This window comes from Flavobacterium crocinum, from assembly GCF_003122385.1.
In the GTDB taxonomy this organism is placed as follows: domain Bacteria; phylum Bacteroidota; class Bacteroidia; order Flavobacteriales; family Flavobacteriaceae; genus Flavobacterium; species Flavobacterium crocinum.
This window is the reverse complement of the sequence record NZ_CP029255.1, coordinates 306,505-319,244: the sequence shown is the minus strand read 5'-3', so window position 1 is coordinate 319,244 and position 12,740 is coordinate 306,505. Positions and strand designations below refer to the sequence as shown.

The following is a 12,740-nucleotide window of genomic DNA, read 5'->3' as shown; positions in this document are numbered from 1 at the left end:
TCTTAAATTATAATCGGAATTGGTTTTTTGTTACGAATTCCGGTTCTAACTAAAACTACTCCACTTGTTATGATTAATGGTAATGTGATAAAGAAATGCGCTTTATTGATTAAAAACAAAAAGTAAATTACCAGAAGGACAAAGTTGATCAGTGAAAATCGATACGTCCATAATTTGTTTTTATAAAGAGAAAACAAAACTAAAAGCAATAAAAGCGGACTAAAAAGCAACACATTATAATTCATCGCCAGTTCTTGGTGAAAAGAATAAAATCCCATTATAACAAAGAATATTCCAACCAAAGATAAAATCAAAAGATAGATTTTGTCAACAGTTTTATTTCTTGCTAAAACTACAAAAGTCAGAATAAAAAGATAAGTATAAATGTTATTCCACCAGGATTTTGGAGTTTCTTTTGTGAATTCTAATAAGGTTTTTGACTTTCCAACTAAAGGACGGTTTTGAAATATGGTTTTCTCTAAACTATTTTTCAATTCAAATGGAAGAAAAATTCTGGTTCCCATTTGATCGACTTTGGTTCCGAAAATAATACTGGTTCCTAACTGATCGTAAAAGTGTTCGTCAAAATAAGGAAATAAGATAGAGCGATAGGTTTTGTCTGTATCTCCTTTTTTAGTAATTACATTTTGATTTAATGATTTATTAATAACATCAACAACCATTGATGTACAGTTTTTATCAATAAATTTATAGGTGTAATATCTTTCTTCAGAAAATAAAGAATGATTCAGATTGTCAAATATTTTTTGTTTTAAAGGAAGAGAAACCAGAAGTTCTTGTTCGTAAACACTTCGTTTGTCATTATTATATTCGTTTAAAAAATCGGAAAAGGGATGTGTAATGATAAAATATTGTAAATCACCTTTTGCAAATTTGGCAACAAAATTTGGAGTTCTAAAATCAAATGCACCATAATTATAAACGATATCAATATTGTTTGCAGGATCAAAAACACGAACAGCTGTATGTCCAAAATAAGAATAAGTTTCATTTCCAAGTCCGCAGGTTAGAACACTTATTTTAGCCTCGTTAGATAAAGGCAGACTTTGGCTAAAACCAAAAAAACTCATTAAGAATAATAAAATAAAAAGTGCTTTTTTAAACATTACAGTTTTCATGTTTTAAAATTTAAAAGGTTTTATGGTTTTATAATTATCTAAAGATTCCTAAATCTACTTTCAACGAAAAAATATTCGAATATAAAGCTGTACTTTGATTTCCTAAGTCGGTTAAAGCATAATCAATCTGAATACCTTTATATCTAAAACCTAAACCAATATTAGGCTGAAAGTTAATTTTTTCAGTATTATCCAGTTGAGTCACATTTTGAAAATTTCCTGCACCTGCTCTTACGAAAACTAAATCCGTGTATCCAAATTCAAACCCTAGAGCTGGGTCTATACTTACTACTTTTGATGAAATGATATCGTTGGTTTGTTCAAATCTCATGTTGAGGTTTGCAGAAGCAAGAAGGCTACATTCGTTATGAAAATCAAATCTTTTTGACACTCCCAATTGTGCTTTTGGTAATGTAATCTCAGTGCTTTCGGGTAATTCGTTATTTTCTCCCGGAATTGCATTGGCAATCTTTGCATATTCTTCTTCATCAATATTCCACACATTGTAAGTGGTTGTAATATCTCGAAGCATCAATCCGAATTTCCAGTCATTTCTTTCGAATTGAAGACCAATATCAAACCCGAATCCCCAGGAATTAGCAAATTTTCCAATAACTCTTCGAATAACTTTCGCATTTACACCATACTGAAATCCGTCAACGGGAAGTTTTCTGGCATAAGAAAAGGTAAAACCATAATCGGCAGTTGAAAATAGACGGATTCGGTTATAATCAATATTTCCCTGACTATCGATTAATTGAGTAGTGTCCATAATATCATCGACACCAAAGCGAATCATCGAAATTCCCCAGGCACTTCTGTCATCAATCGGACTTGCATAACCGATATAATCATATTGCGCAATATTGGCAAAATAACTCGCATGCATCAAGGCAACCTGATGATCTTCAAGATGTGTTAAACCTGCGGGATTCCAGTAAACAGCATTAACATCATTTGTAAAAGAAGTTACCGCACTTGACATTCCGAGCGCGGCGGCATCTACACCAATATTCATAAACTCATTCGAATATTTTCGGACGGTTTGCGCGTATTGCGAAGTGAAACTCCAAAATAATATAAATGCTAAAATTCTTTTCAAAAGTTCTTTTTTTACTGACCTGTACAGGTTTTAAATTTTTATCAAAAATAGAATATTTTACTCAGCAATTCAGTTCGTTTCTTCAAATATTCTGAAAGTCGGAATCAGAAATAAAAAACTATTACAAAAACTCGTTTTGCATCGAGTTATTATGCTAAATTTGTTCTCTGCCATTATCAAAATTTCAAACTATGAATATCAAAAAGCACATTCCAAATCTAATTACATTAATTAATCTTTTCTGTGGTTGCGTAGCCATTGTTTATGTTTCTCAAGGCGATTTCTTAATGGCTTTTTACATGGTTTGTTTGGGAATATTTTTTGATTTCTTTGATGGCTTTTTCGCCAGATTATTCAAAGTTTCAAGTCCGCTTGGTTTGCAATTGGACTCTTTGGCAGATATGGTAACCAGCGGTGTTGCTCCCGGATATGTAATGTACAGTTTGTTTTTAAAAAGTGCTAATCCTCATGATGTAGCTGGATCTGTATTTATCCCTTTTTTAGGATTTATTGTAACTTTAGGAGCCTGCTATAGATTGGCTAATTTTAATATTGATACCCGTCAGACTGATTCTTTTATTGGATTGCCGACTCCTGCAAATGCATTGTTTGTTTTAAGTCTTCCTTTGGTTATAGAATATTCAAATTCTCTAATGATGTTTGAAATTCTAACTAATTTTTGGGTTTTACTTGTTATTACCTTATGTAGCGCTTATATCATGAATGCAGAAATTCCATTGTTCTCTTTAAAAATTAAAAAGTTCAGTTTTAAAGAAAACGCACTTCAGATAGTTTTTTTGACTATTTCTGTGTTAATGGTTATTTTGCTTCAGTATATCGCAATTCCGTTGATTATTGCTTTCTACGTTTTATTATCTGTCATCAATAATTTGTTTTTGAAAAAGTAGTTCTGTTGTAATGGCAAGAAAAACAAGTTATCGTAAAACATATTCCAGAAAACCGGCAGGAAGATCTTTTCTAAGCAGGCTTTTTCGTGGGCTTTTATTGATATTATTTTCACTTCTATTCATTGGAATCGTTTACCATTATCGTAAAGGATTAGCGTATTACCTCGGATTTAAATCAGAAAAAGTTTTAGATGAAGATGCTGTAGATAAACATCTTTCGGATGTGCGAAACATTCGCGTTCTCGAAAATCACAAAGGAAAAGTAATTGGAATCGACGTTTCTGAATTTCAGGGAAAAGTAGATTGGGAAGAAGTCGAAATTCTGGACGAAAAATATCCGGTTCAGTTTGTGTTTATTCGTGCAACAGCAGGAAATGATAGAGTTGACAGGCAATTTAAAAGAAATTGGGAGGGGGCAAAAGAGAATAAAATTATGCGTGGTGCCTATCATTATTATCGACCAAATGAAAATTCTATAGAACAGGCAGATCTTTTTATAAAAACGGTAAAATTGCAAAAAGGAGATCTTCCTCCCGTTTTGGATATCGAAAAATTGCCTAAAAATCAGCCTTTAGACAGTTTGAAAAAAGGATTGAAACGTTGGTTAAATAAAGTAGAAAAACATTATCAGGTACGCCCTATAATTTATTCTGGAGAAAGATATTATGCTGATTTCTTAAAAGAAGAATTCGGAGATTATTTATTCTGGATAGCCAATTATAATTTCTATAGAGAAAAAATTGAAGATGACTGGTTGTTTTGGCAATTCACAGAAAAAGCTTCTTTGCCTGGAATCAAACATCGTGTTGATGTAAATATTTACAATGGGGATTTAGAACAACTGCATTTTATTACTGTAGAATAGTGTTCAGTGTTCAGGTTTTTAGTGTTCAGTCCTAAAAAAGTGTTCAGTATTCAGATTTTCAGTAATTAGTTTATGTCAAAAAAAATCAGTTTTTTAGTATTCAGCTTCAAACTGATGACTAAAAAACTGACCACTAAATAACTTTCAAAAAACTGATCACTTAAAATCTGACCACTGAATACTAAAACTCAAGTTTCTTTTTACGAAGTTCGAAGTTTTGTCCCAAATAAACTCTACGAACCATTTCGTCTTCTACCAGTTCTTCCGGAACTCCTGCTTTAAGAATTCCTCCTTCAAACATTAGATACGTTTTATCTGTAATGGCTAAAGTTTCCTGAACGTTGTGATCGGTAATTAAGATTCCGATGTTTTTATTTTTTAGCTGCGCTACAATTCTCTGAATATCTTCAACCGCAACCGGGTCAACTCCGGCGAAAGGTTCATCCAATAAAATAAATTTTGGATCGGTTGCCAATGCACGGGCAATTTCGGTACGACGACGCTCACCTCCCGAAAGTAAATCGCCTCGGTTGGTACGAATATGTTCTAAACTGAATTCTTCAATTAGACTTTCCATTTTGGCAATTTGAGCTTCTTTAGAAAGTTTCGTCAATTGTAAAACGCTCAAGATATTATCTTCAATACTTAATTTTCTAAAAACAGAAGCTTCCTGTGCCAGATAACCAATTCCCTGCTGCGCACGTTTGTACATCGGATAATCGGTAATATTCAAATCGTCAAGGTAAATATTTCCCTGATTTGGTTTTACCAATCCCACAATCATGTAGAAAGACGTTGTTTTTCCAGCTCCATTTGGCCCCAAAAGTCCCACGATTTCCCCTTGATTTACCTCAACAGAAATTCCTTTTACAACACTTCGTCCTTTATAGGTTTTGATTAAATTATCGGCTCTTAATTTCATTTTTAAAGTTTAATCGTTTAATCGATAAATCGTTTATTCGTTGCAAATTAACAAATAAACGATTCAAGAGTTAAACGTATTAACAATTATTTATTTCCACTTTCTTCTAAAGCTTCCCAGAATTCGTAAGCTCTTCTTAAATGCGGGATTACGATTGTTCCTCCAACAAGAGTTGCAATTCCCATCGCTTCCATCATTTCTTCTTTAGAAACGCCTTCTTTATAACTAGTTTCCAAATGGTATTTTACACAGTCGTCACATCTTAAAACGGTTGATGCAACTAGACCAAGTAATTCTTTTGTTTTTACATCAAGAGCGCCTTCTGCGTAAGCATTAGTGTCAAGATTAAAAATACGCTTTACAATTTTGTTGTTGTCAGCTAATAATTTTTCGTTCATTTTAGAACGATAGTCGTTAAATTCTTGAACTATATCAGACATTTTCTTTCATTTTATTTTTATAAACAATCTTCGAAATCCATATACTCAATTCGTATATGATTAACATAGGAATTGCAACAATAGTTTGGCTCACAACATCCGGCGGCGTTACGATTGCGGCAATAATTAAAATAATTACGACAGCATATTTCCAATATTTTCTTAAGAATGTAGGAGTTACTAGTCCTAATTTCGTTAAGAAATATATAGCAATTGGAAGTTCAAAAAATATCGCACTTCCAAGAATACTCGTTTTTACCATCCCCATATAAGACTCAAGTGTAAACTGGTTTTTTACAACATCACTCACAGAGAACGTTGCCACGAAGTTTACAGACATCGGAATTACCACAAAATAGCCGAACAAGACTCCTAAAAAGAAAAGCAAAGAAGAAACGAAGATGAATAATTTTGCATTTTTTCTTTCTTTCTCATAAAGAGCCGGGCTGATAAACTTCCAGATTTCCCATAAAATATAAGGGAAACTCAAGATGAAACCTGCCAGAAGACACATCCATACAAAAATATTAACCTGACCTTCCATTTCGGTATTCTGAATAATAAAATTCAGTTCCGTAATACAAATGCTGTCTGCAAATCCCAATGAATGTGATAAATCGCAAAACCAAACGTAAGTAAAAAACGTTGGTCTGATTGGACCTAAAATAACCTGATCAAATAAATAATCACTAATAAAATAAGTAACAATTGCCATAATAATTGTCGCAAGTGTACTTCTAACCAATAACCATCTTAGTTCTTCAAGATGATCTAAAAATGACATTTCGCCAAGATTTTTCTTTGCCATTATACTATTCCTTCTTTTAAAATGTCATGTAAATGTAATACGCCTTTGTACTCTCCGTTGTCTGCAACGATTAATTGTGTAATCGAAAAGTCTTCTAAAATGTTTAAAGCATCCACAGCCATAGTTTCAGACGAAACTACTTTTGGATTTTTAGACATAATATCTTTTGCTGTTAAATCTGCTATACTATCTACGTCGTTTAGCATTCTTCGGATGTCTCCATCGGTAATAATTCCAACAATTTTATTGTCTTCCACAACTGCAGTAACTCCCAATCTTTTTTCGGAAATTTCGAAAATTGCTTTTTTGATTGAAGTGTCTGGACTAACTGTTGGTTTTAACGAGTGTTCGATCATGTCCTTTACGCGAAGCAGTAATTTTTTGCCTAAAGCACCGCCTGGATGATAAACCGCAAAATCTTCAGGTTTAAAATCACGCATTTCCATTAAGCATACAGCCAAAGCATCTCCCATAACCAATTGGGCTGTCGTGCTGTTTGTTGGAGCTAAATTGATAGGACAGGCTTCGGTATTAACAGTTGTATTTAAAACGAAATCAGAACCTTTTGCCAGAAATGAAGTGGTATTTCCTGTAATAGCGATCAGGGTATTTCCAAATCGTTTTAATAACGGGACTAAAACCTTAATTTCAGGACTGTTTCCGCTTTTAGAAATACATATAATAATGTCTTCGTTTTGAATCATTCCCAAATCACCATGAATGGCCTCTGCGGCATGCAGAAACATTGATGGTGTTCCCGTAGAGTTAAAAGTCGCAACCATTTTTTGAGCAATGATGGCACTTTTTCCGATGCCGGTAACGATTAGACGGCCTTTGGTTTCATAGATACGCTGAACTGCTTCGTAGAAATTTTCGTCCAGAAAATCAATTAGTTTTGTAATTGCTTCACTTTCAGAGAGTATTGTTTTTTTAGCTATCGCCAATATATTTTCTTTTGAGATCAAATCAGAATATTTAAAATTTGTATGTATAAAAGAAAGTTGTATCTTTATGTGTTGCAAATTTATACAAAATACAGTTAATATAGAGAATGAATTCAAACGAAATTGAAATACATAAAGAATTAAAGAAGTATTTCGGCTTTAGCCAATTTAAAGGCTTGCAGGAGCAAGTCATTACGAGTATTTTAGGTAAAACGAATACTTTCGTAATTATGCCAACCGGCGGTGGAAAGTCTCTTTGTTATCAATTACCCGCTTTAATTCAGGACGGAACGGCAATTGTTGTTTCTCCTCTGATTGCCTTGATGAAAAACCAGGTTGATGCCATTCGAAGTCTTTCGTCTGAAAATGGAATTGCACACGTATTAAATTCATCTCTTACCAAAACAGAAATTGCTCAGGTTAAAAAAGATATTACTTCCGGATTAACTAAGCTTTTGTATGTAGCCCCGGAATCTTTAACTAAAGAAGAATATGTCTCTTTCCTGCAAAGTGTGCCTATTTCTTTTGTTGCAATCGATGAAGCCCACTGTATCTCAGAATGGGGTCATGACTTTAGACCAGAATACAGAAACCTAAGACATATTATCAAACAATTGGGGAAAGTACCAATTATAGGTTTAACTGCAACTGCAACCCCAAAAGTTCAGGAAGATATCCTGAAAAACCTTGACATGTCTGATGCCAACACTTTTAAAGCATCATTCAACAGACCGAACTTATACTATGAAGTTCGTACAAAAACTAAAAATATTGAATCGGATATTATTCGATTTATTAAACAGCATAAAGGTAAATCCGGAATTATTTACTGCTTAAGCCGTAAAAAAGTAGAATCTATTGCCGAAGTTTTACAAGTAAACGGAATCAGTGCCGTTCCTTATCACGCAGGATTGGATGCTAAAACCCGCGCCAAACATCAGGATATGTTTTTGATGGAAGATGTAGATGTTGTTGTAGCAACAATCGCTTTCGGAATGGGAATTGATAAACCAGACGTTCGTTTTGTAATTCATCATGATATTCCTAAATCGTTAGAAAGTTATTATCAGGAAACCGGTCGTGCCGGCCGTGATGGAGGAGAAGGACATTGTTTAGCTTATTACTCTTATAAAGATGTAGAAAAGCTGGAGAAATTCATGTCCGGAAAACCAGTTGCAGAGCAGGAAATTGGTTTTGCTCTTTTACAGGAAGTGGTGGCTTATGCCGAAACGTCAATGTCACGCAGAAAGTTTCTTCTACATTATTTCGGAGAAGAATTTGACAGTGAAACAGGAGAAGGAGCCGACATGGACGATAACGTTCGTAATCCGAAACATAAAGTGGAAGCCAAAGAACAAGTGGTGAAACTGCTTGAAATTGTTCGCGACACCAAACACATTTACAAATCAAAAGAAATTGTTTTTACTTTAATTGGCCGAATCAATGCGGTTATTAAAGCTCATAAAACAGATACGCAGCCGTATTTTGGTTCAGGTTCAGATCATGACGAAAAGTATTGGATGGCGTTGTTGAGACAGGTTTTGGTCACGGGACTATTGTCAAAAGACATTGAAACGTATGGTGTTATTAAAATTACTCAGGAAGGTTTAGATTTTATCAAAAATCCATCTTCGTTCATGATGTCTGAAGATCATGAATATACTGAAGCTGACGATGAAACTATTGTGACTGGAGGTAAATCTTCCGGTACAGCCGATGAAGTTCTGACAGGAATGCTTCGCGAGCTTCGTAAAAAAGTCGCCAAAAAATTGGGAGTTCCTCCATTTGTAGTTTTTCAGGATCCTTCTCTTGAAGATATGGCTTTGAAATATCCGATAACCATACAAGAATTATATAATATTCATGGTGTTGGTGAAGGAAAAGCTAAAAAATACGGAAGCGAATTCGTGGCTTTAATTGCTCGTTATGTTGAAGATAACGATATTATTCGTCCAGACGATTTAGTTGTTAAATCTACTGGAGTAAATTCTGCTAATAAATTATATATCATTCAGAATATCGACCGAAAATTACCATTGAACGACATTGCTTCTGCAAAAGGTCTTACTATGGATGCTTTAATTAAAGAAATGGAGCAAATCGTTTATTCTGGAACCAAATTGAATATCAAATATTGGATTGATGATATGCTTGATGATGATCAGCAGGAAGAAATTCACGATTACTTCATGGAATCAGAATCTGATAAAATAGAAGATGCTCTAAAAGAATTTGACGGCGATTACGATATTGATGAACTTCGTTTAATGCGTATTAAGTTTATCAGCGAAGTAGCTAATTAAATTCCAATATTTTAAATTTCAAATTCCAACCCTTTAAGAGAATATTCAAAATATAAATTCCAAATTCCAAGCGATATTAGCAATTGGAATTTGGAATTTTTTTATTGGAATTTACAAAAATATTGGAATTTTACTCAGCATAAACTTCCCCTCGATGCGGTTTCAAAGCATCTCTTACCTGAATCATATTTTCATCAGTAACCACCATAAAAGCGGTTGCATGCATATCATTTAGAATTGAAAAACCCGTTATGTTTAAAGGAAGTTTTTCAATAACTATATATTCTTTCAAATGGATTTCATGGTGCTCAGCGGTTTTAGCTGAAGCCGGCCCGCGGAAATCCCAAATTAGTTTTATTTTTCTGGACATTATTTTATAGGTGCAAAGGTTCACGGTAGCAAAGGTACAAAGGTTACTTTTAAAATGGATTTTTATATTAGAGATTTAGTTTCATTTCAAAATAGTACTTTTGCAATCTATTTTTGATCTTATTGAAATCGTCTAAAAGTATAAAAGAATAAAATGGAAGAAAATTCAGATTCAAATGAATTGTTCTTGAGTGAATCTGCAAAAGATCATTTAAGGACGGCTGGAAATTGGGTTTATGTAATATCTATTATTGGACTTGCTATAGTAACGTATGGTATTATAAGTCTAGTTTGTGATTATATGAATCTTTCTAAATGGGATGACGTTCCCTCAGGTGGAGGAGTAGGATATATAATGATCATGACTTTATTCCCCATTTTTTTAATGACTTGTGTAATTTGTTTTTTTCCGCTTTATTACTTGTATAGGTTTTCTTCGAATGTTAGAATAGCTTTTAGGGATGATGATTCAGAAGCATTAGAACTTTCATTTAGATATTTAAAATTTCATTATATATCAATAGGGATTTCGCCACTATGTGTCATTGTATATTTTTTAGTGATCAGAATCTTTTAATAATATTATTACCTTTCAATCAAAATGCCAAGAGAACTTTTACTTCAGGTAACTCCAGAAACTGCTGCAAACGAAGTGTTGCTTAAAGATTATTTGTCGAAACAAATTAAAGTTTCTCCAAACGAAATTCAGCATATTACAATTTTAAAACGTTCTATTGATGCGCGCCAAAAAGCAATTAAAATCAATTTGAAAGTGGTTATTTATTTGAAAGGCGAACCTTTTCAGGAAACGAAAATTGAACTTCCAAAATATAAGGACGTCTCAAATGCGCAGGAAGTTATTGTGGTTGGAGCTGGTCCAGCGGGACTTTTTGCTGCATTACAATTGGTTGAATTAGGTTTAAAACCAATTGTACTTGAAAGAGGAAAAGACGTTAGAGGACGTCGTCGCGACTTAAAAGCAATTAATCGTGAACATATAGTAAACGAAGATTCGAATTATTGTTTTGGAGAAGGTGGAGCAGGAACCTATTCTGATGGCAAGTTATATACTCGTTCAAAAAAGAGAGGTGATGTAACCAGAATTTTAGAACTTCTAGTGGCATTTGGAGCTTCTGAAGATATTTTAGTTGAAGCGCATCCGCATATTGGAACCAATAAATTGCCGAAAATTATCGAAGACATTCGGGAGAAAATCATTGAATTCGGCGGGCAGGTTTTGTTTGAAACTAGAGTTGATGATATTTTAGTGAAAAATAATGAAATTGAAGGAATCGTAACGCAGAACGGAGATAAAATTCATGCCAATAAACTAATCCTGGCCACTGGACATTCGGCACGTGATATTTTTGAATTATTAGATAAAAAGAAAATTTTAATAGAAGCAAAACCTTTTGCTTTAGGCGTTCGTGCAGAGCATGCGCAGGAACTTATTGATAGTATTCAGTATAGCTGTGATTATCGCGGAGAACATTTACCTCCTGCGCCTTACTCAATTGTCAAGCAGGTAAACGGGCGCGGAATGTATTCGTTCTGTATGTGTCCGGGTGGTGTAATTGCACCTTGCGCTACAAGTCCGGGCGAAGTGGTTACAAACGGCTGGTCGCCATCTAAACGTGACCAATCGACAGCCAATTCAGGAATTGTAGTCGAATTGAAATTAGAAGATTTCAAGCCTTTTGCCAAATTTGGTGCGTTGGCCGGAATGGAATTTCAAAAAAGTATAGAGCAAAAAGCTTGGCATTTGGCTGGGGAAACTCAAAAAGTTCCGGCACAAAGAATGATTGATTTTACAAAAAGTAAAGTTTCAGCAGATATTCCAAAAACATCTTATGTACCAGGAACGACTTCAGTTGAATTAGGACAGGTTTTTCCGGGATTTTTAACTCAGATCATGCGTCAGGGATTTCAGGATTTTGGTAAGTCAATGAAAGGGTATTTAACTAACGAAGCGATTTTGCATGCGCCGGAAAGCAGAACCTCATCGCCAGTCAGAATTCCTCGTGATCCTATGACTTTAGAACATTTGCAAATCAAAGGATTATATCCTTGCGGGGAAGGTGCCGGTTATGCCGGCGGAATCATTTCTGCGGCCATTGATGGTGAAAAATGTGCCTTGATGATTGCGGAGTCCTTGAAATAATTGACCTCAGGATTTTTCATGTAGTAAAAAGATTGTTATCTTAGTGGTTTGATTCTAATAGAAATTGCCCCAAAGATGACTATAAAAGACATTGAAACAAAATACGGATTCCAATTCCCGTTTCTATACAAACAGTTAGATGCCGATGGTATGCTGGATGTTGGAGAATACGGTCCAAATTGGTTTACAGAAGTTTATCCAACCTTAAAAGATAATCCGCCTTTGCTTTTGCATTCTTACGATTTTGAATCTCTCAATTTGAAATCGGTTGCTGAGGAAATAGAAGAACTTAGAGATCCGGAAGATTATCGAAATATAAATCCGGAATTTAAATTTATCCCTTTTGCGAAAAGCGGTGGCGGAGATCACTACTGTTTTTTTCTAAATGATGAAGAAAACGGAGATGTGCCAATTGTCTTTGTATGGCACGATTCTAATGAAGTCAATTATCTGGCTAAAAACCTGCAGGATTTTATTTTTAAAGTTTTACTGATCGATATGTCACAACAGGATTTGTATAATGAACTAAGTGACGAAGAATTTAGAAGTGACTTAGAATCGGTTTTTAAATCTCATAAAAAATATTTAACAGAGCGTCAGAACGAGATTTTAGAGTCTATTCTAAAACGCGAAATTATCGATTACGAAATTAATGTTTCTCCAAAAATAGTAGAAATAGCAAGGGGTTTGTTGACAGATCACGAATTAGAATCCATAGTTAATGAAGTGATTCCTTTTGATAAAATGAACAAAAGTTTTAAATATTCGAACGAATAAAG

The 12,740-nt window shown here is 34.1% G+C and carries 13 protein-coding genes; 6 read left to right on the top strand and 7 right to left on the bottom strand.

Annotation, left to right across the window (positions count from 1 at the left end; all coding sequences use genetic code 11):
• Nucleotides 1-2: 2 nt before the first annotated feature.
• Both HYN56_RS01535 and HYN56_RS01530 read right to left on the bottom strand, forming a co-directional pair.
• Complete coding sequence (locus tag HYN56_RS01535) at nt 3-1,139, bottom strand: lipoprotein N-acyltransferase Lnb domain-containing protein (RefSeq protein WP_109190579.1); 1,137 nt, start codon at nt 1,137-1,139, stop codon at nt 3-5.
• A 34-nt stretch (nt 1,140-1,173) separates the two neighbouring features.
• A complete protein-coding gene (locus HYN56_RS01530; RefSeq protein WP_449403997.1) occupies nt 1,174-2,241 on the bottom strand; it encodes a putative type IX sorting system protein PorV2 in 1,068 nt (355 codons plus the stop codon).
• Between the two features lie 191 nt (nt 2,242-2,432).
• On the opposite strand from HYN56_RS01530, the gene HYN56_RS01525 reads away from it, so the two are divergent.
• Complete coding sequence (locus HYN56_RS01525; RefSeq protein ID WP_109190577.1) at nt 2,433-3,149, top strand: CDP-alcohol phosphatidyltransferase family protein; 717 nt, start codon at nt 2,433-2,435, stop codon at nt 3,147-3,149.
• Between the two features lie 10 nt (nt 3,150-3,159).
• Complete coding sequence (locus HYN56_RS01520; protein WP_109190576.1) at nt 3,160-4,014, top strand: glycoside hydrolase family 25 protein; 855 nt, start codon at nt 3,160-3,162, stop codon at nt 4,012-4,014.
• 181 nt (nt 4,015-4,195) lie between these two features.
• On the opposite strand, the gene lptB is transcribed toward HYN56_RS01520, so the two are convergent.
• The 4 genes from lptB to HYN56_RS01500 form a co-directional block, all read right to left on the bottom strand.
• Nucleotides 4,196-4,936 carry an LPS export ABC transporter ATP-binding protein gene (gene lptB, locus HYN56_RS01515; RefSeq protein WP_012022391.1) on the bottom strand — a complete coding sequence of 247 codons (741 nt, stop codon included), beginning with the start codon at nt 4,934-4,936 and terminating at the stop codon, nt 4,196-4,198.
• 86 nt (nt 4,937-5,022) lie between these two features.
• The gene (locus tag HYN56_RS01510) at nt 5,023-5,376 is read right to left on the bottom strand and encodes a carboxymuconolactone decarboxylase family protein (RefSeq protein WP_109190575.1); all 354 of its coding nucleotides are present in this window, start codon (nt 5,374-5,376) and stop codon (nt 5,023-5,025) included.
• Nucleotides 5,369-6,184, bottom strand: coding sequence for a twin-arginine translocase subunit TatC (tatC, locus tag HYN56_RS01505; protein WP_109190574.1), 816 nt, complete (start codon nt 6,182-6,184; stop codon nt 5,369-5,371). The genes HYN56_RS01510 and tatC overlap by 8 nt, the downstream gene beginning before the upstream one ends.
• On the bottom strand, nt 6,184-7,149 hold the full coding sequence (locus HYN56_RS01500) for a KpsF/GutQ family sugar-phosphate isomerase (RefSeq protein WP_167398262.1): 966 nt from the start codon (nt 7,147-7,149) through the stop codon (nt 6,184-6,186). Before HYN56_RS01500 ends, tatC begins: the two co-directional genes overlap by 1 nt.
• Nucleotides 7,150-7,235: 86 nt before the next feature.
• Here HYN56_RS01500 and recQ point away from each other — a divergent pair, with 86 nt between their 5' ends.
• A complete protein-coding gene (gene recQ / locus HYN56_RS01495; protein ID WP_109190573.1) occupies nt 7,236-9,431 on the top strand; it encodes a DNA helicase RecQ in 2,196 nt (731 codons plus the stop codon).
• Between the two features lie 130 nt (nt 9,432-9,561).
• On the opposite strand, the gene HYN56_RS01490 is transcribed toward recQ, so the two are convergent.
• Nucleotides 9,562-9,801, bottom strand: coding sequence for a hypothetical protein (locus HYN56_RS01490; RefSeq protein WP_109190572.1), 240 nt, complete (start codon nt 9,799-9,801; stop codon nt 9,562-9,564).
• A gap of 153 nt (nt 9,802-9,954) precedes the next feature.
• Here HYN56_RS01490 and HYN56_RS01485 point away from each other — a divergent pair, with 153 nt between their 5' ends.
• From HYN56_RS01485 to HYN56_RS01475, 3 genes are all read left to right on the top strand, one after another.
• Nucleotides 9,955-10,377 carry a hypothetical protein gene (locus tag HYN56_RS01485; protein WP_109190571.1) on the top strand — a complete coding sequence of 141 codons (423 nt, stop codon included), beginning with the start codon at nt 9,955-9,957 and terminating at the stop codon, nt 10,375-10,377.
• Nucleotides 10,378-10,401: 24 nt separating this feature from the next.
• Nucleotides 10,402-11,961, top strand: coding sequence for an NAD(P)/FAD-dependent oxidoreductase (locus HYN56_RS01480; RefSeq protein ID WP_109190570.1), 1,560 nt, complete (start codon nt 10,402-10,404; stop codon nt 11,959-11,961).
• A 75-nt stretch (nt 11,962-12,036) separates the two neighbouring features.
• The gene (locus HYN56_RS01475) at nt 12,037-12,738 is read left to right on the top strand and encodes an SMI1/KNR4 family protein (RefSeq protein ID WP_109190569.1); all 702 of its coding nucleotides are present in this window, start codon (nt 12,037-12,039) and stop codon (nt 12,736-12,738) included.
• Nucleotides 12,739-12,740: the final 2 nt, after the last annotated feature.

Bases quoted from the DNA above. Each gene is read 5' to 3' on its own strand.
- HYN56_RS01535 (WP_109190579.1), bottom strand. From the start codon at position 1,139: ATGAAAACTGTAATGTTTAAAAAAGCACTTTTTATTTTATTATTCTTA.
- HYN56_RS01525 (WP_109190577.1), top strand. From the start codon at position 2,433: ATGAATATCAAAAAGCACATTCCAAATCTAATTACATTAATTAATCTT.
- HYN56_RS01520 (WP_109190576.1), top strand. From the start codon at position 3,160: ATGGCAAGAAAAACAAGTTATCGTAAAACATATTCCAGAAAACCGGCA.
- lptB (WP_012022391.1), bottom strand. From the start codon at position 4,936: ATGAAATTAAGAGCCGATAATTTAATCAAAACCTATAAAGGACGAAGT.
- HYN56_RS01510 (WP_109190575.1), bottom strand. From the start codon at position 5,376: ATGTCTGATATAGTTCAAGAATTTAACGACTATCGTTCTAAAATGAAC.
- tatC (WP_109190574.1), bottom strand. From the start codon at position 6,184: ATGGCAAAGAAAAATCTTGGCGAAATGTCATTTTTAGATCATCTTGAA.
- recQ (WP_109190573.1), top strand. From the start codon at position 7,236: ATGAATTCAAACGAAATTGAAATACATAAAGAATTAAAGAAGTATTTC.
- HYN56_RS01490 (WP_109190572.1), bottom strand. From the start codon at position 9,801: ATGTCCAGAAAAATAAAACTAATTTGGGATTTCCGCGGGCCGGCTTCA.
- HYN56_RS01485 (WP_109190571.1), top strand. From the start codon at position 9,955: ATGGAAGAAAATTCAGATTCAAATGAATTGTTCTTGAGTGAATCTGCA.
- HYN56_RS01480 (WP_109190570.1), top strand. From the start codon at position 10,402: ATGCCAAGAGAACTTTTACTTCAGGTAACTCCAGAAACTGCTGCAAAC.
- HYN56_RS01475 (WP_109190569.1), top strand. From the start codon at position 12,037: ATGACTATAAAAGACATTGAAACAAAATACGGATTCCAATTCCCGTTT.